Raw genomic sequence first — 23,493 nt, forward strand, 5'->3', positions numbered from 1 at the left:
AGCCTCATGGATATGACAGGAACTCAGAAGATCGCCGCCTCGCGCGAAAAGGTCTATGCCGCGCTGAACGACATCGATGTGCTGAAGCAATGCATCCCGGGGTGCGAGACGATCGAAAAGCTTTCCGATACGCAGATGCGCGCGACGGTCACGTTGAAGATCGGACCGGTGAAGGCTTCCTTCAAAGGCATGATCACGCTTTCCGACATAGATGCGCCGAACGGCTACACAATTACCGGTGAAGGCTCCGGCGGCGGCGCCGGCTTCGCTAAGGGGGGCGCCCACGTCAGCCTCATTCCGGATGGCGATGCTACGCTTTTGCAATACACGGCAAAGGCCGACGTCGGCGGCAAGCTCGCCCAGCTGGGCGGGCGCTTGATCGACGGCACCGCACATAAGCTCGCGGGAGATTTTTTCGTGAAATTCGGCTCGGTCGTGGACGAACCTCAGGCCATTACCGAGGCGCGTCCAACCGAAGGCGCGGCGACAACAGCGGGCGGCCTCAGCAAACTCCTTGCCTCCCTCAATGCACTCTTTAAGAGCTGGTTCGGCAAAATCTTCGGATCGAGCGTGGCATCCTTGCTCGCGATCTGCCTCTCTGGGCAAATGAGCTGCCTCGGCGGTTTCCCGCACACGGCGAGCGCAATGGTGCGACCTTTTACGTGCGCGCAGTTCTTTTCGGCCGAGCACCCTATTTCCAACCGTGAGGCTTCATGCGAGAGCGTACTCATCCGCCTTTGATCGGATCCGGAATCGGAGGTCCCGCCATGCTGGAAACCGAAGGCGATATTCTTCGCAAGGCGCAAGAATGGATGGAGGCCGGCCGAGCTGTCGCGCTGGCGACCGTGGTCGAAACCTGGGGGTCGGCGCCGCGCCCTGTCGGCAGCCATCTGGTCATCGACTCACAAGAGAATTTTCTTGGGTCGGTCTCCGGCGGCTGCGTCGAAGGCGATGTCATCACCGAGGCGCTGGACGTGATCGCGCGGGGCGGACTCCGCATGCTTGAATTCGGTGTCGCGGATGAGACGGCCTGGCGGGTGGGGCTTTCCTGCGGGGGCCGGATCAAGGTCCTTGTTCAAAGCATTGAGGCGAACCGCGCCGATCTCCTTGCAGCTTTCAACGCCGAGCGGGCCCTGCGGCGCGCGTGCGTGCTCGCCACCGATATTGCTTCAGGCGACCAGCGCCTCATCCGCGGGGCGGATGCCGTCTCCGATCCCCTGGCCGCCATTCTGGAAGAACGGCTGCGGCGCGGCAAGAGCGGGATGGTGCAATGGGAGGGCAGAGAGCTGTTCGTGAGCGTCGAAGTGCCCCCGGTGCGATTGATCGTGATCGGAGCCGTCCATGTTTCGCAAATGCTTGCGCCGATCGCCTGCCTCGCCGGTTTCGACGTGATCATCGTCGATCCGCGCAATGCCTTTGCGACTCCGGAACGCTTCCCTTCGGTGCAGCTCATCGCCGAATGGCCTGACGTCGCGCTCCCGCCCTTGTATCTTGATCGCTATACCGCTGTCGTGCTGCTCACTCACGACCCGCGTATCGACGATCAGGGCTTGGCCGAAGCGTTGCGCGCGGATTGCTTCTATATCGGCGCGCTCGGGTCGCGTAAGACACATGCCAAGCGGCTGGAGCGCATGCGCGGCAAAGGCTTCAGCGACGCGGCACTCGAGCGCATCCATGCTCCGATCGGACTCGACATCGGGGCGGTCAGCCCGGCCGAAATCGCCGTCTCCATCCTGGGTGAAATCATTGCCGAATTGCGCCGCAAGCACTTGCGCGCCGAGACGGAGAAGGCCGCGTGAAATTTGGATCGCTCCCGGTTGCCGAAAGCAATGGCGTTCTGCTCGCTCATGCCATCAGAAGGCCTGGCTTGACCTTAAAGAAGGGCGAATGGATTGGCGCGGGCCAGATCGCGGCCCTCCAGGCGGCCGGCATTTCCGAAATCGTCGTCGCGCGCGCGGAGCTTGGCGAGGTGGGGGAGAACGAGGCCGCTGGTCGCCTCGCCGAAAGCCTTGCGGGCGCCCATGTGCATCGAGACAAGGCCTACACAGGCCGTTGCAACCTCATGGCCGGATGCAACGGCGTCCTCCTAGCCGATGCTCCCGTCATAGACCGTGTCAATCTGGTCGATGAATCCATCACGCTTGCGACTTTGTTGCCGTTTCGCCGCGTCGTCGAAGGCGAGATGATTGCCACAGCCAAAATTATTCCATTCGCAGTGGCTCGTGACACGCTCGACCGCGCCGTGGCGATCGCCAGCGAAGCTCCCTTGCGCATTGCGCCCTTTCGCCCCTTCCGCGTCGGGGTTGTCTCGACGCTTCTGCCAGGGTTGAAGCCATCGACCGTCACCAAGACGCTGCATGTGTTCGACGAGAGGCTCGCCCGTGCCGGAAGCCGGATTGCGGTCGAGGAGCGTGTGCCGCATGAGACCGCCCCGCTCGTTTCGGCGCTCCACCGAATCGAAAGCGAAAGCGACCTGATCGTCATTTTTGGCGCTTCTGCAATCACCGACCGGCGCGATATAGTGCCGTCAGCCATCGAGAAGGCAGGCGGCAGGATCGAGCATTTTGGCATGCCGGTCGATCCCGGAAATCTTTTGCTGCTGGGCTCCCTCCCTGGTGACGCTGCCGAAAAACCTGTCATCGGCGCACCGGGCTGCGCCCGCTCTCCCAAGGAGAATGGCTTCGATTTCGTTTTAAACCGGATTTTGGCAGGCATCCCGGTCCGCAGCGCCGATATTCGCCGTATGGGCGTCGGCGGTCTCCTCTTGGAAATCGTCACGCGCCCGGAGCCGAGCGCGATGCCCGATGGCTGAGGTCGCGGCGATCATCCTGGCCGCCGGCCAGTCGTCGCGATTTGAGCCTGGCCGGGAAGAAACAAAGCTCATCGCGCTTTTGCATGGGAAGCCGTTGGTCCGACATGTGGCGGAGGCGGCGATGGCGTCCCGCGCGCGCCCCATCATCGTTGTCACCGGCCATGCCGCCGGGAAAGTTGAAGCGGCGCTGGCGCCGCTTGACCTCACCTTCGTCTTCAATCCGGCTTACGCGACCGGCCTTGCAAGCTCGTTGCAAGCAGGGATCGCCGCTTTGCCTGAAACGGCGGCCGGAGCGGTCATCCTGCTCGCCGATATGCCAAGCATTTCGGCGGGCCTCATCGATCGCTTGATCCAAGCTTTTGGGGAATCGGCGCAGCCGCCGTCCGCGGTTGTCCCCGTGCGCGGGAAGCTGCGGGGCAATCCGGCGCTGATCGGCAGAAAATTGTTCGACGCCCTAAAGCGCTTCGATGGCGATCGAGGCGCCCGGGCGGTGATCGATGCCGCGGGCAAAGATGTGGTGGAATGCTTGGTGGATGATCCAGCGATCGAAATCGATATAGATACTCCGGAGGCGCTACGCCGGTTGAGCATGGTTCGGCAGCCTGGGCGATAGGCTCCAGGAAATGCCCGCGGCGTGGATAGAATTCGGATTTGAATGCACCGCTCACGGTTAGTCTTAGCTTCGGGCTGGCCTCAGCGTCATTGCGCCATAGATGTTTCATATCTGCAAGCCATTGTGAATATGGCAATGCAATGAGTCGGATGCGCCGCGCGGCGACCAAAAGACGGAGACGATTATGACCGTTAGAAAGCTCGAAAAAGCAGAGTGGCATCCATTTCTCGATCGCCTTTCCAAAATGCTCGACGGCTGCCAGGCGGAAATCGAAGTGGCGTCGCTTCGTCTCGGTGACCAAATACAAGCCACATGGTTGCCCCTGATTGGCCTAGTGTATGACCCGAAGGACGATTTAGTCGAAGTCGCGCTCCAGGGACTCGACCATATGATTCCCAAGCCTCGCGAGATCTATGTCGAGGATGGAACCGGCCTCCTGGCCAGCGTCGAAATCGTCGATGCGGACGGGGTGCATCAGATTGTGCGACTCAAAGAACCTTTGATGTTAGCGCCCCCGCATGCGTGAGTTCGCAGGCCAATCGCCTCCGCAGGAAAGCCCAACTGTTTTATCGGCTCCATGCCGGGCAGATTGGCTTGTCCCTTGCGGCCGCAATGAGGTAAATGTCGATCTTCCGCGCGAAACCAGCGACCAGCGGGATACCGGCAATGACGATGAAATTTGAACTTTTGCTTGTCGAAGAGCAGGTGGAGCACATCTATCCGGAGACGGTGGCCCACCGCTACAGCGTGACCCCGGCTTCCGTGGCTGACGTGGAAAAAAATGAAACGTTCCTGAAGGAAATCAAGAAAGAAGCGGAACTCAATAATTTATCAATCAAGAACAATGCCCAACGAGGCGAGTCCGAAACGTCCAAACAAGCCAATGAGGATTTTCGGAAAAGAATGCACAACCCCCGTGGTTATTCGGGTCCGCATTATTTCGGAGGCATGCCGGGACACGACTATATCAGCATGCAGACGATAACTTACGCCGCAGGGTCAATTGCCGCGTTCGCCATTTTCGCGCGAAATGTCATCGGCACTGCCAAAGATTGGCGCGATCTCCGCGCGAAACGGAAAATAAAAGTTCGCTTGGGCGATAAAGAAATCGAGGTTCAAGACGGAGACGACTTGCTGGCTTTGCTAAAGGAGCAAGCCACCGAAGCTGCTCTCCAGCCGCCTCAGCTACCGCGCGCGACGGAATGAGATCTGCTGAATCAGGATCACGCCGCCGAGGTGCGGCCAATGTTCCCGAATGTCCGGCCAAGGTCAACCTGACCTTCCGGCCTGTCGGAAGAGACGGTAAAGTGTGCCCCTCTTGACCAGCGCGGGTTGGCAGTCGCTGCCCGGCAGTTTACGGTATCGAACTAACCGGCGTTCGCCGCGCCTTTACAGCGACTTTCGGGACTCACATGGCGACTCTGCTCGCAAAGAACGCCGACGTGCTCGTGACGATGGATGGACAGCGGCGTGAACTGAGGGATGCCGGGCTCTTTGCACGAGACGGGGTGATCGAGCAGGTTGGCTCGAGCGCCGAATTGCCGGAGACGGCCGATGTCGTTCTCGACCTTCGCGGCCATATCCTGCTTCCCGGCCTGATCAACTGCCACCATCACCTCGACCAGATTCTCACGCGCAATCTGCCTACGGGGCAGAATACCAACCTCTTTCCCTGGCTCAAGGCGCATTACCGGATCTGGGGAAGCCGGACACCGGAAGATACGCGCACCGCGGTGCTGGTCGGCTGCGGAGAGCTAGCCCTCTCAGGCTGCACGACGGTGTTCGACCACGCCTATGTTTTTCAGAACGGCTGCAGGGTGGACGATCAGATCGCGGCGGCCGCTGAGCTTGGCATCCGGTTCGTCGTCTCGCGGGGAAGCATGTCGCTCGGCCAATCGAAAGGCGGCTTGCCGCCGGACGATTGTGTGGAATCCGAAGACGCTATCCTCAAGGACTGCATCCGGGTTATCGAGCGCTATCACGACCCTTCGCCCGGCTCGATGCTGCAGCTCGTGCTTGCGCCCTGCTCGCCCTTTTCCGTCACCGCCGAGCTGATGCGCGAGTCGGCCAAAATGGCGCGCCACTATGGCGTGCATCTCCACACCCATCTCTGCGAGACTTTGGACGAGGAGCGCTATACCCTCGAGCATAAGGGACTGCGGCCGGTCGCCTATATGGAATCCCTCGATTGGGTAGGAAACGATGTCTGGTACGCACACGCGGTCCATGTCAACGATGACGAGATCCGCCTGTTTGCGGCCAAGGGCGCCGGGGTCTGTCACTGCCCGTCGTCGAATATGCGGCTCGCTTCGGGCATTGCGCCGGTGAAGAAATATCGCGATGCAGGCGTCAAAACGGGGCTCGGGGTCGACGGCGCGGCAAGCAATGACGGCTCAAACCTCCTGATCGAGGTGCGCGAGACCATGCTGCTCGCGCGGCTAAAGATTGGCCTGCTGCCTCCCGAAGGACCGCAAACCGTGCTTTCCACCTCCGATCCACTGCGTGCCAACGAGTGGATGACGGCGCGCGATGCCCTCGAGATCGCCACGATCGGAGGAGCTTCCGTGCTCGGGCGAAACGACATCGGTTCGCTTGAGCCAGGAAAATACGCCGATTTCTTCACGCTCGACCTCAACGCAATCGCCTACGCCGGTGGTCTCAGCGATCCGGTCGCGGCCGTGGTCTTTTGCGCGCCGACCCGAGCCCGCCATACGGTGGTTGGCGGACGCTTGATCGTCGACAAGGGCGAGATCGTCACGCTCGACATGGATCCTGTCATCCGGGAGCACAATCGCAACGCCGCCCGCCTGGCCGCACTCCATGTTTAGGCCTCGGCCGGCAGCCCTGCCGTTCAAACCACCTCTCAGCTTCGCCAAGCTTCCAGCCTAATATCCAAGAGCGGGCTGGCCAGCGGGCCACAAACACCGCAAAGAACCCCAAATGTCCGATCGTCCCGAAAATCAAGACAACGGCCGAATGACCCAGCCAAACGTGCGATCGCCCGCGGCGCACGGCAAAGGTCACTCGCGACGGCGTTTTCTTATGACCTGTGCAGGCGGCGGGGCCGTTCTGGCGGCCCCCGGTTTCTTGAAAGACACCTTCGAGACCGCCCATGCCGGGGTGCCCGATGGTCGCATGGACATGAATATGTCCGAGCATGAGGCCGCAGATACGATCGGGGTGCGACCGGCACCGTTTACGGAGGGCTTGCCGCTGGTGGAGCCGGAACTACGCCGCTCGGTCGGCGGAGAACTTAAGACGACACTGCGTGTCAACTACGCCTACAAGGACTGCGGCGGCTACCGGCTCTATCTGAGGACCTATGAAGGCACCATCCCCGGGCCGACGCTACGCGTGCGCCGTGGAGATGTCCTGCGCATTCGGCTCATCAACGATCTTCCGCCGAACCGCGATCCGATGCCGGCGAATATCGACCAGCCGCATCATCTCAACACCACGAACTTTCATCTGCACGGCGCACATGTCAGCCCGAGCGGCATCGCCGACAATGTGATGCGGTCCATGGAGCCCGGACAGAGCTACGAGATCGAGATCGCGCTGCCCGCCGATCACACGGCGGGCACATATTGGTATCACCCACACCATCATGGCGGCGCCGATGTTCAAATGGCGAGCGGCATGGCCGGCGCCGTCATCGTCGAAGGGGACTTCGATGACGTTCCGGAAATCGCGGCCGCTCGGGAACGGCTTTTGGTCTTGGGCGAAGTCGTATTCGATGCGTTTGGGATGGTGGAGAATTTCGAGACGCTGTTTCCCGAGACGGCGACCCGTTTCCTCACCGTCAACGGCCAGCGAGCGCCAACGATTGCCATGCAGCCGGGCGAGGTACAGCGCTGGCGCCTGCTGCACGCCGGTTATCAGGACGATCTTTTTCTGGCCCTTCAGGGCCATAGGCTGCACCCCATCGCGCGCGATGGAATACCGCTCGCCCGAATCGACCAACCCGAGATCCGCACCGCGGACCATGCGAACGACGATCCAACGGCGATCCTGATTGCCCCCGGCCAACGGATCGATCTTTTGGTGAAGGCTGGCGTGCCAGGCACCTATGAGCTGCGGGCGCTGCCTTACGACCAGGGCTATCCGTCCCCCGCCGGGCTGATTGCGCGCGTCGTGATCGCCGGGGCGCCGCTTTCCATGAAGCTGCCAAGGAAGCTCCCACCCTCGCCGCTCGCGACCATCCGCGACGAGGAGATTACCGGCCGTCGGCAGCTCACCTTCTCGTCGAAGGCGCCGGAGGTTGAGGCGACCGAGCACTGGCGGGAGTTCAAGTTCTGGATCGACGGGCGCAGCTTCGACATGAACCGCATCGATCAGCGGGTTCGACTCGGGGCCGTGGAGGAATGGAAGATCGTCAATCTGCATAAACACGATCACATCTTCCACATCCACACCAATCCGTTTCAACTCATCAAGGTAAACGACGAGCCGCTGGCAGAGCCGGTGTGGCTCGACACAGTGGTGCTCCCGCGAAACGGTAGCCTGACCTTCCGCTCCCGTTTTCTCGATTTTACCGGTCGTTTCATGCTCCATTGCCACATGATGAATCATGAGGAGCTGGGCATGATGCAGGTGGTGAAAGTGTACAGCTAATCCTGAGGAACTTCGCCGAAGGCGAACACCTGCCGCAGCGCGGGATGAGGCGTTAATGCGCCAGGCGCTCCAACAGATCGCGCACATGGACCTGATCGGATTTATAATTGCCGGTGAGGGTATACATCACGAGATTGACCCCGCCCCGCAACGCCATTTCATGCTGTCTACGCCCCCCCGGCACAAGGGGAAAAAGGCTTTCGCCGTCCGGGTCGCTCGCCCAGCCGGCCGCGAGATCGTTCGATGTGATGATGATCGGCGAAACGCTGTCGCCCGCACGGGCCGGCCGCACGCCACCGTCGGCAGGGGCCGGAGGCAAGGCTTCGATCCATGTCGCTCCGGTCGAATAGCGGCCAACAAATCCATCGAGAAGATAAAATGTTTTCGTCACCACATGATCTGCAGGGATGGGCTCGAGTTCGGGCACATCGACCCCCTCAAGCAGTTGCCGCAGCCATTTGGCCTCCGGCGTGGGCGGGCCTCCCGGACGCGCCGTCAGCGCATCGCGGGTGTCGAAAATGATCGTGCCGCCTTGTTTCATATAGGCGGCAGCCTTGGCGATCGCCGACCGCGGGGGCTGCGGGTTCGTGGCAACGATCGGCCAATAGAGCAACGGGTAGAAGCTTAATTCGTCACGCGCGGGATCAAGTCCCACCGGATCGCCGGGAGTCAGGGATGTGCGCCTTGCGAGTACATGCGAAAGGCTCACGAGCCCCTGTCGGCTCACATCATCGACCCTCGCGTCACCGCTTGCCACATAGGCGAGCCTTGTCGTGAGCGCGGCTCCAAGATCGCGCGGCGAAACAGCGGACGGCGCGGGCGGCGCCGGCTCGGCGGCGGCAGGCCGGACCGGGGCTGCCAGGGCGGCGAAGATAACGAGCGAAAGACCCGCAACGGCCCGGCGCGAAGGCCGACGCAGACGCCCCGAGAGCCACAAAGAGGCCAAACAATCCGCCACAAACAAAATGAGCGCGGCGGCGATCAGCCAGGGCTTGAGATCGACAGGCTGCGACTCGCGCAATGATTCTTGGGTATAAGCCAAGCCCGAAAAGTCCGCCGGCACGACGGTTTCCCGCGGACCCAATGTATTGACCGCGACCAGCGCGTCGGTTGGTCCATAGAAGCCGGGGGGATGCTCGGGCCCGGCAACGTCGTCGAACCCAGCGGGAATGGGGGTGGCGGAAGGTGGCGGGGCGCCGAGGACGCCGAAACCATCGAGGGTCCGATTCGGGGCGATGCTGGCGGTTTGTTGCGCTTTCGCCTCGGCGCCCAAAGCCGCATCGACGCCCTTTACGCCCTCCCCCGACAGGTCGACGATCTTGCGAAGCATATCGACGAACAAGCCCGAGAGCGGCAGATTCGACCAGGTCGTGTCGGCGGTCACATGGAACAAAATGCTCAGACCCTTGCCGCGTCGCGCCGCAGTCACGAGGGGCGTCCCGTCCGAAAGCATCGCCCAGGTTTTGGAGGAGAGACCAGGATCCGGTTCGGCCAGAACCTGCCGCGCAACGGTCACCTCATCTGGAACCGGCAAGCCGTAGAATGGGCTTTGCCTGTCGAAAGGCGCCAGTTTTTTCGGCGTATCCCAAGACATCGAGCCGCCGAGCACGCGGCCGCCCCGGCGCAGTCGGACAGGAACCAAATCATCGGAAGCGGCTGCAAGGCGGGTTCCCGCAAAACGAACCAATATGCCGCCGTCTTCGGTGAAGCGGGTGAGATCGTCATGCGCCTGGCCCGGTACCATGCCAACATCGGCGAGGATTAGGATCGCTACCCGATCCTGCAGGACCGACCGAATGGGATCGAGCGTTCCCGGCTTTGCTTCACGCATGTCGGCAAAGGGACCAAGCGCCTTGACGAGATAATAATTTGGCGCGAGCAAAGGTTGTGCGAGATCCGCGGTTTCACCGCTGACAAGGCCGACACGGCGGCGGCGCCAGCGTTCGTCGAGAAGCGAAACGGCGGCGGCCGAATGCTCCCCGAGGATTTCGAGCCGGGCGATCTCATTGCGCAATTCGACCGGCATCTCAAAACGCGCCAGCGTCTCGTTCGCGACGCCAAAATCGAAGGGCGCCTCGCCGACGGAAAGCCCCTTCAGATCCAGCGCGCGCACAATGCCTCGCCCGTCCCCGCCCGGCGCCCCTCGTAGCACGCGTACTTCGAGGCTACCGGTCCTATTTTGCGGTCCGGCAAGTCCTCGCACGGTCTCGCGATCTGTCAAAATAGTAAGCTCGCCCAGATTTCCGGCAATTTTTTCGGCAAATTCCCGCGCATGGCCGCGTTCGACCGCGTCGGCAATCCAAACGATCGACGGCTTGCGATGTGTGCCTGCATATCTTTCAATTGCGGCAAGAACGGGCAGCCGGTCTGGAACAAACGGCACAGGCTTGAGTGCGCGCAGGCGATCAAGCGCTTGTCCGGCATCCAGGGGGGTGATTTCGCGACCGCCTTCCGAGGTCGCAACGATGATTGCGAGTTGCGATTTTCGCGCCGCCGCTTCGATTCGCCGTGCCGCGGCGGCAATTCTGCGATCCCAGCTCGGAGCCGCCGGCCAGCCGTCATCGAGGACGATCAGCAAAGGCCCGTCGCCAGCTTCGGCTCCCGGAAGCGGGTTCAAGACCGGGCCCGCCATCGCGAAAACGAGGCAAGCCGCAATCGCGAGGCGCAGCAGCAGGATCCACCAAGGCGTGCGAGCCGCCGTCTCGTCCTTGGGGCTGAGACCGAGAATGAGCCGCAGCGGTGGGAACGGGACAACCGCCGGGCGCGGCGGCGTAATGCGTAGCAAAAAATACAACAGCGGCAAGACCGCCAGCGCGCCCAGGACCAAAGGAAAGCTGAAAGCGAGCGGAAAGCCGAACATTACCGGGCGCTCCAGCGATCGAGGCCGCGATCAAGGTCAGCATCAAGCTCCATCCGCAAGGCGAGCAACGCCTCGGTCGCCGGACGGTCGGTCCGGTGAAGCAAAAACGTCCAACCGCGCCCGCGCGCCGCAGTGCCAATTGCGTCCCGGTGGACGCCAAGCCGGCGGACATATTCGGCGCGAAAGCTTTCCGCTTGGCCAACCCGCAGTCTCGCCGGCGAATCGACATCGACAAATTCAGTGTGGCCGGAAAAGGGAAAGGCATCTTCGACGGGATCGGCGATCATGACGAGATGTCCCCTCGCACCCCGCGCGCTGATGGACTCGATCGCGGCCGAAATCGAAATGGGATCGGAAAGAAAATCGCCGATCAGTATGGCTTTCGCGCCGCGTGGCAAATTTATTTGCGGCGGCAATTCCTCCGGCTTGTAACCGGGCGTGAGTTCATGCGCGAGCAGGACCTCGGCGAAACGTTCGACGATATTCCGGACCGCCAAGGGAGGCGTCAGGTCTGCGAGCGCCACACGTTCACCGCCGCGCACCAGAAGATCGGCGACGGCGAGTCCGAGGACGAGCGCCCGATCGATTTTGGGCTGCAATGCAAGCTCGGAGGTAAACCACATCGACGCGGACCGATCGATCCAGACGAAAATCGTGTGCGCGGCTTCCCATTCGCGCTCGCGTACATAGAGGCGTTCATCCCTGGCCGAGCGGCGCCAATCGATCCGGCTGGACGCTTCGCCCGCGACAAACGGGCGGAATTGCCAAAAGGTCTCGCCGACGCCGGCGCGCCGCCGTCCATGCACGCCATGCATGACGGTGGCTGCGGACTCCCGCGCGGCGGCGCAAAGGCCTGGAAAACGCTGCGCCAATACGAGCGCATGGTTTTGGTGGCGCCCCTCAATTCGGCTCTCATTTCTATCGAGGAGTCGAACCTGAGGCATCGGTCAGCCAAGCCGTCCGACCAGGCGGGTAACCAGCTCGCTCACCACGAGGCCCTCGGCCCGCGCGGCAAAAGTGAGCGCCATGCGATGCTTCAAGACGGGAACGGCAAGCGCCACCACATCGTCGAGGGACGGCGATACCCGGCCGCCCAGCAGGGCGCGAGCCCGTGTTGCCAGCATCAAGGCTTGCGCGGCGCGAGGCCCCGGACCCCAGGCAATATGCTGCGTGATATCCGAGCTCCCCTCGCCGGGGCGGGCTTGGCGGACAACGTCGAGAATAGCTTCGATAACGCTTTCACCCACCGGCAGCCGGCGCACCAGCCGCTGGATGGCCATCAGATCCTCCGCGCTCATTGCGGATTTTGCTTCCGGGTTGGTATCGCCGGTCGTTTCGATGAGGATCCGCCGTTCGGCCGCACGATCGGGATACGCCACATCGATCTGCATCAGAAAGCGATCGAGCTGCGCCTCGGGAAGCGGATAGGTGCCTTCCTGTTCCAACGGATTCTGGGTCGCCAGGACGTGAAACGGACGCGGCAGATCGTGCCGTTCGCCGGCAACGGAGACATGATATTCCTGCATCGCCTGCAGCAGCGCCGATTGGGTTCGCGGACTGGCCCGGTTGATCTCATCGGCCATCAGCAACTGGGTAAAGATCGGACCTTGCACGAAGCGGAAGCTCCGGCGCCGATCCGCCGACTCCTCCAGAACTTCGGAGCCGAGAATGTCGGCCGGCATCAAATCGGGCGTGAACTGAACGCGCCGCGTATTCAGGCCCAGAACCACGCCCAGGGTTTCGACGAGTTTCGTCTTGGCGAGACCCGGTACGCCGACCAGAAGGCCGTGTCCCCCCGCGAGGATCGTGACCAGGGCCTGCTCGACAACGACAGTCTGCCCGAAGATAATGGTTTCGATCGCATTGCGTGCGGCGGCAATCCGCTCCAGCGCAGTCTCGGCGCTACGCGCAACGGCGGCTTCGAGTGAAGCCGTAATCACTTCCGGCATGAATGATTTGCCTTTCAGCTTGCGGCATTCACGGTTAACGCTGCCATTCGCGCCGCTATGGCTTCCAATTCAGATATTTCTAATTAGATCGTCGTTTATAACCGACTGCATGGACGATCAAAACCGCATTGTCGATGGAATAGTTGCTTTTATCGACCTGCACGGTTTTTTGATAGTCTCACGCCAATAGGGCGGAGAATATGGCCGACGATTCCTTCTCAAACACCGGCGCGAAGCCCAAGTCTCGGCCGACGCTCGACACTTTGGTGTCCTTCGCCAGCGTCGCAAATCGCTCCGAAGTGGCGGGTCAAAAAGGCGCGGAGGCGGGCGAGACTACAGCTCTGCCGCCGGTCGAGCGGTGGAACCCGCCGTTTTGCGGCGAGATCGACATGCGGATCGCCCGCGATGGAACCTGGTTTTATGGCGGCACGCCCATTGGCCGCCCCGCTCTCGTCCGGCTGTTTTCGACGATTTTGCGCAAAGATCCCGAACGCTACGTTCTGGTGACGCCGGTCGAGCGCGTCGGAATCAGGGTTGAAGATGCGCCCTTTGTCGCGGTGGAGATGGCCGTTGCGCAGGAGGAGTCGGAACAGAGCCTATGTTTTCGTACAAATGTCGGGGATTGGGTCACAGTCGATTCCGGCCATCCGCTTCGATTCGAGAAGTCCGCGGCCGGCGGCCTGAAACCCTATGTTCGTATTCGCGGCGATCTATGGGCCCTTGTCACCCGTGCCTTGTTTCTGGATCTCGTCAAGCTTGGAGAAATCAGGGAACAGGAAGGCGAGCGGCTTTTCGGTATAGCTTCCGGGGGCACCTTCTTTGCGATCGCCGATGCCCGGGAGGTCGAAGTATTCGATGAAAAACAGGCCGATGCCACATAGAAAGCCCAGCGACGACGCGGCCCTTTCAGATGCGCGCTTTGCGCCCGCCAAAGTTTTTGCCCATTTGCGCGCCCGGCTGACGCTGGCCGAGGATGGAGGCGGTTCACAAATCATCGTGGCGGGTTCAAATCCCAACGGTGCGGTCGCGGCGTGCCCGGCCGCAGTCCTCATTGGTCTCACCGATTACCAAGATGAAGTCAGGGTTATTCTAACGCAACGGACCAAGTCCTTGCGCGTCCATTCGGGCCAGATCGCCTTTCCGGGCGGCAAGATAGATGCCCAGGATGAAAGCCCCGCCGCCGCCGCCTTGCGCGAAGCGCAGGAGGAAATCGGCCTCGAGGCTCGCCACGTCGAGCCGATCGGCTATCTCGATCCCTTTTCGACAGGCACCGGCTTTTGTATCATTCCTGTGGTCGCTAGGATTACCCCTCCCCTCCTTCTTAAGATCAATCCGGACGAAGTCGACGAAGCCTTCGAGGTGCCGTTCGCGTTTCTTATGGACGCAGCCAATCACACGGAACACCTCCGCGAATTCGAAGGCAAGCTGCGCCGTTTTCATGCAATGCCCTATGGCGCGCGCAACATTTGGGGCGCGACGGCAGGCATTTTGCGCAATCTTTACGAAAGGCTTTATTCCTGATGTGGCGCGCGCTCCTTGAACCTCTGCTCTTTTTCGGCTCGCCCTTCGCAGTCTATGTCATCTATCTGGTCATACGCCGAAATTACCCTTTTGCACTTGAACATTGGAACAGAAGCGCCGTCTCGACGCTGACCTTGGCAGGACTTGCGGTCGCCGTCGCCGGCATGCTCGTCTTCGGCTTTTTCGCGCCACGCCATGGCGGCGCTTATTTACCGGCCCATATCGAAGACGGAAAGCTCGTACCCGGACGGCTTCAATGAAGGAGGCCGGCGCACAAAGCGAGGGCTCGAAGGCGCCGGACGCTCTTGCTGTGCTCTTCAATGATGAAAATCTGCTTCGCGTCCTTGCCGCGCTCCACCGCAAAGGCGAGGAGACCAGAATTGTCGGCGGCGCGCTGCGCAACGCACTCTTTGGCAGGCCAGTTCACGAAATCGATCTCGCAACCACCCTTGGTCCCGAAGCCATCATCGCGCAGACCAAAGCCGCCGGTCTGCGCGCTATTCCGACCGGTCTCGCGCATGGCACGGTGACGCTGCTCGCCGGGGACACAACATATGAGGTGACGAGTCTCCGCGAAGATATAGCGACCGATGGCCGCCACGCGACCGTCCGCTTTGGCCGCGATTTCAAGGCGGATGCGATGCGCCGCGATTTTACTGTGAATGCGCTTTCGATGACTCGTGACGGACGGCTGTTCGACTACACGCAGGGCCTCGCCGACATCGCGGCAAAGAAGATCCGCTTTATTGGCGATCCGGCGCAACGGATTGCCGAGGACTATCTGCGCATCCTGCGCTTCTACCGCTTTTCGGCTGATTTCGGCGAAGGCTCCCTCGACTTTGCGGGACGTCAGGCGGCGCTCCGTCTCAGGGAAGGCCTCGATCGCCTCTCCCGCGAAAGAGTACGCGCGGAGCTTTTAAAACTCTTCTGCGCCCAACGGGCACCCGAAATCGTCACGGAAATGTGCGCTGATGGGCTGCTTGGTCCCTTGCTGGCTTCGGCGCCCAATCCCGCACGTTTTCACCGCGTCGTGGCGATCGCCGCCGGTGCGCCACAAGACCCGCTCCTTCGAGTCGCCGCTCTTTGCCTGCATCTTTCGGAAGATGCCGAGCGCCTGCGCGAACGCCTGCGTCTTTCGAACGCCGAGCACGTGCGTCTCGAACGCGCCGCCACGGTCCTCATGGGATTGCACGGGATCGAGGCGCCGCCAGGGCCGGATAAATTACGGGTCTTGCTGTTCCTGCACGGCCGCCAAGCCGCGCTTGACGCGATCACGCTCAGCCAAGCCGATGCCGGTCCCGGCCATGAGGGCGAATGGCAGTCGGCGCGACAATTTCTGCAAACTACGCCGGTACCAGAGTTGCCGTTTTCGGGCGCCGACTTGCTCGCCCGGGGTGTCCCCGAGGGCCGCGCCATTGGCGAGGCCTTGAAAGATCTGCGAGCCCGCTGGATAGCGGAGGGCTTTCCGGAAGAACCGGCTCGTCTCGCCAAACTGCTGGACGAAACGCTGCGTGCAACGACATAAGCAAGGGACGGCGGGCGGACTTAGCCCTAGGCGTGCAACCAAAGTCGCGGGCCGCCTGCGGTCAAGATTTGGGACGTTCGATTATTCCCACTACGATAGGCGGGAGGCGCAGGAACCGGTCGATGAGCGCGGAATACAAAAAACCATCCGACGTCGCGCGCCGGCTTGGAAAGCGGGTACGCGCCCGCGCGGATAATTCGGCCCAAAAGGGTACGTGGCGGCGGGAGACCTATACCCTGCCCCGTACCGAGGCGCGCGATAAAGCGCGTGACTATTTTCTCAAGTTTCCGAAGGCCGCCTATATGACCGAAATCGAGTCCTGGCGCGAGCTTTCCGGCGACCGCATCGAGTTCACCATCCGGCGTCTGCCCAGCGCGGATTAACTGCCAGCGGTGCAATTCTCCTCCCTCGGATCTCTTTGAGGCAACATGGACTACCTAATTATTTGCATCGTCGCCTTGCTGGTATCCGGCGTGACTCTGTTTTCTGGATTCGGCCTCGGCACGGTCTTGATGCCAGCCTTTGCGCTTTTCTTTCCTTTGCCCGTCGCAATCGCGGCGACCGCGATTGTCCACCTCGCCAATAATCTGTTCAAAGTTGCGCTTGTTGGGCGGAAGGCCGACTGGGGTGTCGTGCTGCGTTTCAGCCTCCCAGCCGCAATCGCGGCACTCATAGGAGCGTCTCTGCTGAATGGTCTCGTTGGTCTGCCGGTGATCGGGACCTATGATTTTGCCGGACGCACGCATGAAGTTTTGCCCATCAATGTGGTGATCGGGCTCCTCATTATCGCATTCGCCTTGCTCGAATTTAGTCCCCGATTTGCCGATCTGAAATTTCCGCCTCGCTATATTGTTTTTGGCGGTTTGCTCTCGGGGTTTTTTGGCGGCCTTTCCGGCAATCAGGGCGCGCTGCGCGCGGCATTCCTGATCAAGGCCGGATTGGATCGCGACGCCTTCATTGGGACCAGCGTGGTGTCGACCGTTATCGTCGACACCGTCCGCCTAGCCATCTACGGTTTTTCCTTCTATCGCGACAAACTGGGAACTCTCCAGCCGGATGTCATTGGCGTCGTCACTGCTGCAACTGTTGCGGCTTTTCTTGGAGCCTATATAGGCGCGCGCCTCGTCACGAAAGTGACGTTGCGAAGCGTCCAGCGTATTGTCGCGATCAGCATGGTGATGGTTGGGTTTTTGCTGGCTACCGGCTTGGTTTGATTACTCCAACCTCATCAACAAATCCCTCGCATCGATCTGCTGACCGGGTCCCACCAGAATTTCCACGATCTTGCCATCACGCTGCGCATGGAGCGCGGTTTCCATCTTCATCGCCTCCAAAGTCGCAACGATGTCGCCGGCCTTCACGTCCTGGCCGACGCGCACCGCGATGGTCGAAACCGAGCCCGGCATCGGCGCGGCGATATGGGACTCATTGCCGTCTTCGGCCTTACGGCGCGCGACGACTTTTACCGCCGCCGCGCGGTTCTGAACCTTGATGACCCGCGGCTGACCGTTGAGTTCGAAGAAAACCTTGACCTGTCCCTCGTCGTCCGTCTCGCTGACAGTCAACAGAAGCAAGACCAAGGTCTTGCCGGGCTCGATCTCGATCGCAATCTCATCGCCGAGTTGCATGCCGTAAAAGAACACTGGCGTTGGCAGGGTGGAGACCGGCCCGTAGCGTCGTATCGTTGCTGCAAATTCGACGAAAACCTTCGGATACATGAGATAAGAGGCAAGGTCGTCATCGCTGATTTGCCGGCCGCAGGCTTTTTCCGCCTCGGCGCGAGCGGCGCTCAGATCGGCTGTAGGAAGAAGCGAACCGGGTCGCACCGTTATCGGCTTTTCGCCATTGAGTGCCTTTGCCTGCAAGGCCGGAGGCCAACCGCCCGGTGGTTGACCGAGATCCCCCTTAAGCATCTCGACGACCGAGGCCGGAAAGGCGATGTCACGCTGCGGATCGAGCACGTCCTCGGGAGTCAGATCCTGGCTCACCATCATCAAGGCCATATCACCGACGACCTTGGAGGACGGCGTGACTTTGATGATATCGCCGAAAAGATCATTGGCGGCGCGATAGGCCTTGGCGACGTCATGCCAACGGCGATCGAGGCCGAGGGCGCGCGCCTGCTCCTTCAGATTGGTAAACTGGCCGCCCGGCATTTCATGAAGGTAAACCTCGCAGGTGCCGGATCTGAGATCGCTCTCGAAGGCCGTATATTGGACCCGTACCGCCTCCCAGTAGAAACCGATCTGGCGGATCGCCGCGGGATCCAGTCCGGTTTCGCGGCTCGTGTGGCGCAGGGCTTCGGCAATTGAACCGAGACAAGGTTGCGATGTCGTACCCGACATGGAATCGATCGCCGCGTCGATGGCATCGACACCGGCATCGACAGCCGCAAGCACGGTCGCCGCCGAGATCCCCGAAGTATCGTGAGTGTGAAGATGCAGCGGCAGGCCGCAGGCCTCTCGCAACGCCTTCACAAGAACCCGCGCGCCGGCGGGCCTCAGCAATCCGGCCATATCCTTGATCGCGAGAATATGGCACCCTGCCCGTTCAAGCTCCTTCGCCACGCCAACATAATAGTTAAGCGAATATTTGGCCCGATCCGGGTCCAAAATATCGCCGGTATAGCAGATCGCACCTTCGGCAAGCTTGCCGGTCCCGCAAACCGCATCGATCGCGAAACGCATGTTGTCGACCCAGTTCAGGCAATCGAAAATGCGAAAGAGATCGATGCCGGCGGCGGCACGCTGCACGAAGTATTTCACCACATTGTCCGGATAATTGGTGTAGCCGACCCCATTGGCACCGCGCAAAAGCATTTGGGTCAAAAGGTTTGGCGCGCGGTCGCGGACAAGAGCCAGACGCTCCCATGGATCTTCGGCCAGAAACCGCATGGAAACGTCGAAGGTGGCGCCGCCCCAACATTCAAGAGAGAGCAGCTGCGGCAGACCTTTCGCATAGGCCTCGGCCACCGCGGCGATGTCTTTGGTGCGCATGCGGGTGGCAAGCAAAGACTGATGCGCGTCCCGCATTGTCGTGTCCGTCACCAGGACACGTTGTTCGCCGCGCATCCACTCGGCAAATTTTTTCGCGCCGAGCTTCTGAAACAATTGCCGCGTGCCGTCTTGATTCGTTCCGGCCGGGAAGTGAGGCACCACAGGCGGGCGCGCCGTGGCCGGAGGTTTTGCCCGGCCGCGGGTCTCCGGATGGCCGTTGACCGTAACGTCGCCGATCCAGGTCAAAAGCTTCGTCGCGCGATCCTTTCGCTTCTTGAAATCGAACAGCGAAGGGGTCTCGTCGATGAATCTTGTCGTATAATCATTGGCGAGAAACCGTGGATGGGTGATGATGTTGTGAAGGAAGGCGAGGTTGGTCGCGACCCCGCGAATACGATATTCGAGCAGAGCGCGATCCATCCTGCGGATCGCTTCCTCGGGCGTGGCCGCCCAGGCGGTAATTTTTTCAAGCAGCGGATCGTAGAAGCGGGTGACCACGGCGCCGGAATAGGCCGTGCCGCCGTCGATCCGGATGCCGAAACCCATCGCGCCGCGATAGGCGGTGATGCGGCCATAATCGGGAATGAAGTTGTTTTCAGGATTCTCGGTGGTAATGCGGCATTGCAAGGCATGCCCCAACAGCTTGATGTCTTTTTGCTGCGGTATGCCGGTTTCTTCGAACTTGCCGATGTGCTTGCCTTCGGCGATGCGGATTTGCGCCTTTACAATGTCGAGCCCGGTGACCACTTCGGTCACCGTATGCTCGACTTGAATGCGCGGATTGACCTCGATGAAATAGAATCCGCCGGTATCGGCATCCATCAAAAACTCGACGGTACCGGCGCCGGTGTAATGGGTCGCTCGCCCAAGTTTTAGCGCCGCTTCGCAAAGTTCGCGGCGAGTCGCCTCGTCGAGATAGGGGGCCGGCGCCCGCTCTACCACCTTTTGGTTGCGGCGCTGGATCGAGCAATCGCGCTCGAAGAGGTGCACGAGATTGCCGTGATTGTCGCCAAGGATTTGTACTTCGACGTGGCGCGCGCTACGCACCAATTTTTCAAAGTAGACTTCGTCCTTGCCGAAGGCGTTCTTCGCTTCCCGCTTCGCACTCAACACGGCGTCAAGAAGCTTGTCCTCGCTCTCGATCGGCCGCATGCCGCGCCCGCCGCCGCCCCAGGAGGCTTTGAGCATGATGGGGTAGCCGATTTCGCGGGCCAGACGCTTCACTTCGGCCGGATCGTCCGGCAGGGCCGGCGAAGCCGGCATCACCGGCACCCCGCACGAAACAGCGAGGGTGCGCGCCGCCACTTTGTTACCGAGCTCGCGCATCGTCTGCGGCCGCGGGCCGATAAAGATAATGCCTTCGGCGGCGCAAGCTTCCGCGAATTCCGGGCTTTCGGAAAGAAAGCCATAGCCCGGATGGATGGCGTCGACTTTGGCCTCCCGGGCGACCCGGATCACGTCCTCGATCGACAGATAGGCTTCGAGAGGCCCTTTTCCGATGCCGACCTGATAGGCCTCGTCCGCCTTGAAACGATGCAGCGAAAGCTTATCCTCTTCGGCATAGATGGCAATCGTGCGAATGCCGAGTTCTGTAGCGGCGCGAAAGACCCGGATCGTAATTTCGGAGCGGTTGGCGACCAGTAGGCGACGAATTCGGGTCATTTGGACTCGCTGGGGTCGAATGGACGCATATTGGACCCCTGCAAATCACGCACCACCGGGGACCGTCAACCCTGATAGGGGCGGAGGGGCATGTCAACTTTTCGCATTTCGTTTGCCGACCGCGCTTAAGCGTCAAAAGACTAGGCGAAGCGGGCCGCCAGCCACTCCAGTGTTTTGTCGCAGATTGCGAGCTCGGCGAGGTGCCGATACGTATTTTTCACATATTCGGGGTTGGTTCCCGAAATGCCGGTCCCCTGTGCCACGAGCCGGACGAGTTCGGCCTGGGCCAGCCTCCCCGCATATTGCGGGTGATTTCGGTCGACGACATAGCAAACGGCGGTCACCTTACGCCCGTCGGAAAGGCTGGCGCGCAGAAACACCTCGTGGTAGACGCTCGTCACCTGTTCGCGTGCGCGCAAATAGGCGAGCGTGGCAGCAGCGGCATCGGCCTCGACATGAAACGCAACGCCCTTGCAGGAGCCGCCCCGATCGAGGCCGAGCACCAGTCCCGGCCGCTCCTTGGTGCCGCGATGGACGTGGGAATAGACGCAAAGGGCGCGGTGATAGCCCCGCACATGAGCTTCATGACGCCCGGCGAAGTCGAAGCCCGGCCGCCACATCAAGGAACCGTAACCGAACACCCAAAGGTCCCGAGCCAAGGCCATCGAAGAATTTTGCTCCTTTTTCGGGCGCGGTATAAGCAAAGACGCGCCCTGCGAAAACTAAACACTCTCTCGGCCGCCGCCCGCCTTTGCTGGCTGGACCGAGTGGCATAAGAACATATCATACGCATTTTGGGAGGATACATATGCAGTCCAAAGGCCCCGTGGCGAAACCGCGTTTCGACTGGAAAAATTCTTCGGTCTTTATGGTTAGCGCCATTGTCTTGGCAGTGGTGATTGGATGGTCGATTCTCTGGTTGATCATGTCAAGGCAGAGCGTTTCAATCCTGACCTCATGGATGGCAGATGAAACGCAACGCGGCCGCATGTGGACCTGTCCCAATCAAAAAACCGGGGGCTATCCATTCACCGTGACCGTTTCCTGCACCGACTTGTTGTTCCAGGGCGAGGTCTTGGGCAAAAAGGTCACCGGGACCGTACATGGATTTCGCGCTAGCGCGCCTCTCCTGCGCACCGATGGCCTGTTCGCGGAAATGGATCCGCCCTTCGCCGCCAAAAGCAGCGACGGTACAATGGATCTCACGGCGCAATGGACCTACCTCGCTCTCGATCTCGAAGGCCAGCCCGAGACATTCGAGCGTATTGCTCTCATCGGCGATGGGATCGTGCTGCAAGGAAGGGTCGGCGGTACGGATGTGATCCAGGGAAAGGTCGCGGATTTTCACAGCTACGTGGTGTTGGCATCCAACCGGCATGATTACGCTTATGATTTCATGTTCGGATTCAACGACGGGTCTTTTCCCGCTCTGAACAGTTTTCTAGACACACAACTTCCGGTTTCTGCGTCAATCGGCGGCGTGATTTCGCAAGCCGATACAACCAACGTCCACACCGTCACCGAATTTTTGGAGAAATGGCGTGCCGCCAACGGCCGCGTCGACATTACGACCGCGCGGCTAAGAAGCGGCACGATCGCATTCGATGCCACCGGCCAACTCGATCTCGACACCGAGCATCGTGTCGAGGGCAAACTCGAAACGGAATTCGGCGGTTTCGACAAGGCCTTGCATCATCTGAACGTGGACCCCGCATTGCTCACCGCCGGCCAGGTTCTGTCGGGAATTCTCGGCGGCAGCCAAGGTGCCACGGCCGGCCGGGTGAAGTTCCCGTTGACCATCTCCGACGGCCGGGTGTCCATCGGCCCCGTCCACACCTCCATAGAGATTCCGCCGCTCTATTGAGCCGACGAAGAAGCCGAGGTTTGCGTCCGGGATAGAGACAGATCGCTAAAGCGATCGCGTTCATATCCCGGACGTAGAGCGCTTCCCGATCAGATGGAATCATCTGATCGAAAAGGAATCGCTCAAGTTCAACGAGTTGGAGCATGTTCTGATCGAAAAAGTCGGTCAACTTTTTCGGAACAGGCTCTAAGTTCGGTTTGAGACGCGCCCCAGCCGGGGCTAAAGCCGCCTAATTGAACTGATCGGCTGAGACGATTTCTCAAAAACTCTATCGCGCACCCCGCGCAAGGATTCACTTGCGACCAGCATGTGATGCGCGTTGGCGTGAAGCAGCGTGTTTTCATCCCGCATGATCCCAACATGACCGCGCCAGAAAACGAGATCGCCACGCTGCAAGCCCGCAAGCTCCGCGTCAAAGGCGAGCGGCGAGCCAAGCGCCTTTTCCTGCAAATCCGTATCGCGGGGCGCTGCAATCCCCGCGGCGGCGAGCGAAACCTGTACCAGCCCGGAGCAATCGATCCCGAGGCTCGTCTTGCCGCCCCAAAGATAGGGCACATGCAAGAGCCGTTCGGCCACGGCGACGAAGTCCCGCTCTTTCTCGTCACCTGCGCAAAGATGATCCGCGAAGACGAAACCCGCCTCATCGATCTGCGCGAATCCTCCCTGAACCGACCGCACGCTGACAAATGCGCCAAGTGGCAAGGCCTCGCGCGCGGGGAGTTTCATGTTCGGGCCGGGATAGACAAAGCTGCGATTGACTTGCACCCGATGGGTGGGATTTGTAGCTGCCTCAGTTAGCGCATTCATGGCGATATAGCCGACGTAGCTGTCGCCTGCGAGCTGCACCCAGCCCCAGCCTTCGTGATCCTCATAGAGCGTCACCGCTTCGCCAAACAGCGCCTGGGTCACGAGCGGCGCGTCGGAAGCCGGCGCATGATGCAGATCGGCGATGCCCGCACCAACATGCATTACGCGTCCCTGCACATAGGCGGCGGCCTCGACCTGGCCACACAAATGCGCGGCCGCGAGATCGGGGCGGGCGGGTGTCAAGCGTCGGTCGAATGAATTCATGTAAGA

The 23,493-nt window shown here is 60.9% G+C and carries 19 protein-coding genes and 1 pseudogene; 14 read left to right on the forward strand and 6 right to left on the reverse strand.

What is annotated here, in order from left to right:
• Positions 1-6: 6 nt before the first annotated feature.
• The 7 genes and pseudogenes from CU048_07630 (at position 7) to CU048_07660 (ending at position 8,039) form a co-directional block, all read left to right on the forward strand.
• A complete protein-coding gene (locus tag CU048_07630) occupies positions 7-741 on the forward strand; it encodes a carbon monoxide dehydrogenase (protein QBR71174.1) in 735 nt (244 codons plus the stop codon).
• Between the two features lie 26 nt (positions 742-767).
• Positions 768-1,799, forward strand: coding sequence for an XdhC/CoxI family protein (locus tag CU048_07635; protein ID QBR71175.1), 1,032 nt, complete (start codon positions 768-770; stop codon positions 1,797-1,799).
• Positions 1,796-3,425, forward strand: a pseudogene (locus CU048_07640) (4-diphosphocytidyl-2C-methyl-D-erythritol kinase). The gene CU048_07635 and the pseudogene CU048_07640 overlap by 4 nt, the downstream one beginning before the upstream one ends.
• 184 nt (positions 3,426-3,609) lie before the next feature.
• Positions 3,610-3,951 (forward strand): hypothetical protein, encoded by a 342-nt coding sequence (locus CU048_07645; GenBank protein QBR71176.1) that lies wholly within the window; start codon positions 3,610-3,612, stop codon positions 3,949-3,951.
• A gap of 95 nt (positions 3,952-4,046) precedes the next feature.
• Positions 4,047-4,631 (forward strand): hypothetical protein, encoded by a 585-nt coding sequence (locus CU048_07650; protein ID QBR71177.1) that lies wholly within the window; start codon positions 4,047-4,049, stop codon positions 4,629-4,631.
• 206 nt (positions 4,632-4,837) lie between these two features.
• The gene (locus CU048_07655) at positions 4,838-6,253 is read left to right on the forward strand and encodes an 8-oxoguanine deaminase (protein QBR71178.1); all 1,416 of its coding nucleotides are present in this window, start codon (positions 4,838-4,840) and stop codon (positions 6,251-6,253) included.
• Positions 6,254-6,467: 214 nt separating this feature from the next.
• The gene (locus tag CU048_07660; protein ID QBR71179.1) at positions 6,468-8,039 is read left to right on the forward strand and encodes a copper oxidase; all 1,572 of its coding nucleotides are present in this window, start codon (positions 6,468-6,470) and stop codon (positions 8,037-8,039) included.
• Between the two features lie 52 nt (positions 8,040-8,091).
• On the opposite strand, the gene CU048_07665 is transcribed toward CU048_07660, so the two are convergent.
• From CU048_07665 to CU048_07675, 3 genes are read right to left on the reverse strand one after another with little or no spacing between them, the layout of a single operon-like run.
• A complete protein-coding gene (locus CU048_07665) occupies positions 8,092-10,899 on the reverse strand; it encodes a LytTR family transcriptional regulator (GenBank protein ID QBR71180.1) in 2,808 nt (935 codons plus the stop codon).
• Complete coding sequence (locus tag CU048_07670; protein QBR71181.1) at positions 10,899-11,843, reverse strand: DUF58 domain-containing protein; 945 nt, start codon at positions 11,841-11,843, stop codon at positions 10,899-10,901. The genes CU048_07665 and CU048_07670 overlap by 1 nt, the downstream gene beginning before the upstream one ends.
• 3 nt (positions 11,844-11,846) lie before the next feature.
• A complete protein-coding gene (locus CU048_07675; GenBank protein ID QBR71182.1) occupies positions 11,847-12,848 on the reverse strand; it encodes an AAA family ATPase in 1,002 nt (333 codons plus the stop codon).
• A gap of 200 nt (positions 12,849-13,048) precedes the next feature.
• Between CU048_07675 and CU048_07680 the strand changes: the two genes are divergently transcribed.
• The 6 genes from CU048_07680 (at position 13,049) to CU048_07705 (ending at position 17,108) form a co-directional block, all read left to right on the forward strand.
• Positions 13,049-13,729, forward strand: a complete 681-nt coding sequence (locus CU048_07680) for a DUF1285 domain-containing protein (protein ID QBR71183.1) — start codon at positions 13,049-13,051, stop codon at positions 13,727-13,729.
• A complete protein-coding gene (locus tag CU048_07685) occupies positions 13,719-14,369 on the forward strand; it encodes a CoA pyrophosphatase (GenBank protein ID QBR71184.1) in 651 nt (216 codons plus the stop codon). Before CU048_07680 ends, CU048_07685 begins: the two co-directional genes overlap by 11 nt.
• Positions 14,369-14,629 carry a hypothetical protein gene (locus CU048_07690; protein QBR71185.1) on the forward strand — a complete coding sequence of 87 codons (261 nt, stop codon included), beginning with the start codon at positions 14,369-14,371 and terminating at the stop codon, positions 14,627-14,629. Before CU048_07685 ends, CU048_07690 begins: the two co-directional genes overlap by 1 nt.
• Positions 14,626-15,894: a polynucleotide adenylyltransferase gene (locus CU048_07695; GenBank protein QBR71186.1), complete on the forward strand. Its 1,269-nt coding sequence runs from the start codon at positions 14,626-14,628 to the stop codon at positions 15,892-15,894. The genes CU048_07690 and CU048_07695 overlap by 4 nt, the downstream gene beginning before the upstream one ends.
• A 122-nt stretch (positions 15,895-16,016) precedes the next feature.
• Complete coding sequence (locus CU048_07700; GenBank protein ID QBR71187.1) at positions 16,017-16,277, forward strand: hypothetical protein; 261 nt, start codon at positions 16,017-16,019, stop codon at positions 16,275-16,277.
• Between the two features lie 45 nt (positions 16,278-16,322).
• On the forward strand, positions 16,323-17,108 hold the full coding sequence (locus CU048_07705; GenBank protein ID QBR71188.1) for a hypothetical protein: 786 nt from the start codon (positions 16,323-16,325) through the stop codon (positions 17,106-17,108).
• Here the strand turns inward: CU048_07705 and pyc are convergent, their stop codons facing one another.
• Positions 17,109-20,552 (reverse strand): pyruvate carboxylase, encoded by a 3,444-nt coding sequence (pyc, locus tag CU048_07710; protein ID QBR71189.1) that lies wholly within the window; start codon positions 20,550-20,552, stop codon positions 17,109-17,111.
• 140 nt (positions 20,553-20,692) lie between these two features.
• Positions 20,693-21,217: a gamma-glutamylcyclotransferase gene (locus tag CU048_07715; GenBank protein ID QBR71190.1), complete on the reverse strand. Its 525-nt coding sequence runs from the start codon at positions 21,215-21,217 to the stop codon at positions 20,693-20,695.
• A 143-nt stretch (positions 21,218-21,360) separates the two neighbouring features.
• Between CU048_07715 and CU048_07720 the strand changes: the two genes are divergently transcribed.
• Positions 21,361-22,416, forward strand: a complete 1,056-nt coding sequence (locus CU048_07720; GenBank protein QBR71191.1) for a hypothetical protein — start codon at positions 21,361-21,363, stop codon at positions 22,414-22,416.
• A 219-nt stretch (positions 22,417-22,635) separates the two neighbouring features.
• On the opposite strand, the gene CU048_07725 is transcribed toward CU048_07720, so the two are convergent.
• Positions 22,636-23,487 carry a peptidase P60 gene (locus CU048_07725; GenBank protein QBR71192.1) on the reverse strand — a complete coding sequence of 284 codons (852 nt, stop codon included), beginning with the start codon at positions 23,485-23,487 and terminating at the stop codon, positions 22,636-22,638.
• Positions 23,488-23,493: the final 6 nt, after the last annotated feature.

The sequence above is a fragment of the Beijerinckiaceae bacterium genome, assembly GCA_004564215.1.
Taxonomy (GTDB): Bacteria; Pseudomonadota; Alphaproteobacteria; order Rhizobiales; family Beijerinckiaceae; genus Methylocapsa.

Excerpts from the sequence above, each read along its gene's own strand:
- CU048_07630 (QBR71174.1), top strand. The coding sequence starts at position 7 with ATGGATATGACAGGAACTCAGAAGATCGCCGCCTCGCGCGAAAAGGTC.
- CU048_07635 (QBR71175.1), top strand. The coding sequence starts at position 768 with ATGCTGGAAACCGAAGGCGATATTCTTCGCAAGGCGCAAGAATGGATG.
- CU048_07645 (QBR71176.1), top strand. The coding sequence starts at position 3,610 with ATGACCGTTAGAAAGCTCGAAAAAGCAGAGTGGCATCCATTTCTCGAT.
- CU048_07650 (QBR71177.1), top strand. The coding sequence starts at position 4,047 with ATGTCGATCTTCCGCGCGAAACCAGCGACCAGCGGGATACCGGCAATG.
- CU048_07655 (QBR71178.1), top strand. The coding sequence starts at position 4,838 with ATGGCGACTCTGCTCGCAAAGAACGCCGACGTGCTCGTGACGATGGAT.
- CU048_07660 (QBR71179.1), top strand. The coding sequence starts at position 6,468 with ATGACCTGTGCAGGCGGCGGGGCCGTTCTGGCGGCCCCCGGTTTCTTG.
- CU048_07665 (QBR71180.1), bottom strand. The coding sequence starts at position 10,899 with ATGTTCGGCTTTCCGCTCGCTTTCAGCTTTCCTTTGGTCCTGGGCGCG.
- CU048_07670 (QBR71181.1), bottom strand. The coding sequence starts at position 11,843 with ATGCCTCAGGTTCGACTCCTCGATAGAAATGAGAGCCGAATTGAGGGG.
- CU048_07675 (QBR71182.1), bottom strand. The coding sequence starts at position 12,848 with ATGCCGGAAGTGATTACGGCTTCACTCGAAGCCGCCGTTGCGCGTAGC.
- CU048_07680 (QBR71183.1), top strand. The coding sequence starts at position 13,049 with ATGGCCGACGATTCCTTCTCAAACACCGGCGCGAAGCCCAAGTCTCGG.
- CU048_07685 (QBR71184.1), top strand. The coding sequence starts at position 13,719 with ATGCCACATAGAAAGCCCAGCGACGACGCGGCCCTTTCAGATGCGCGC.
- CU048_07690 (QBR71185.1), top strand. The coding sequence starts at position 14,369 with ATGTGGCGCGCGCTCCTTGAACCTCTGCTCTTTTTCGGCTCGCCCTTC.
- CU048_07695 (QBR71186.1), top strand. The coding sequence starts at position 14,626 with ATGAAGGAGGCCGGCGCACAAAGCGAGGGCTCGAAGGCGCCGGACGCT.
- CU048_07700 (QBR71187.1), top strand. The coding sequence starts at position 16,017 with ATGAGCGCGGAATACAAAAAACCATCCGACGTCGCGCGCCGGCTTGGA.
- CU048_07705 (QBR71188.1), top strand. The coding sequence starts at position 16,323 with ATGGACTACCTAATTATTTGCATCGTCGCCTTGCTGGTATCCGGCGTG.
- pyc (QBR71189.1), bottom strand. The coding sequence starts at position 20,552 with ATGACCCGAATTCGTCGCCTACTGGTCGCCAACCGCTCCGAAATTACG.
- CU048_07715 (QBR71190.1), bottom strand. The coding sequence starts at position 21,217 with ATGGCCTTGGCTCGGGACCTTTGGGTGTTCGGTTACGGTTCCTTGATG.
- CU048_07720 (QBR71191.1), top strand. The coding sequence starts at position 21,361 with ATGCAGTCCAAAGGCCCCGTGGCGAAACCGCGTTTCGACTGGAAAAAT.
- CU048_07725 (QBR71192.1), bottom strand. The coding sequence starts at position 23,487 with ATGAATTCATTCGACCGACGCTTGACACCCGCCCGCCCCGATCTCGCG.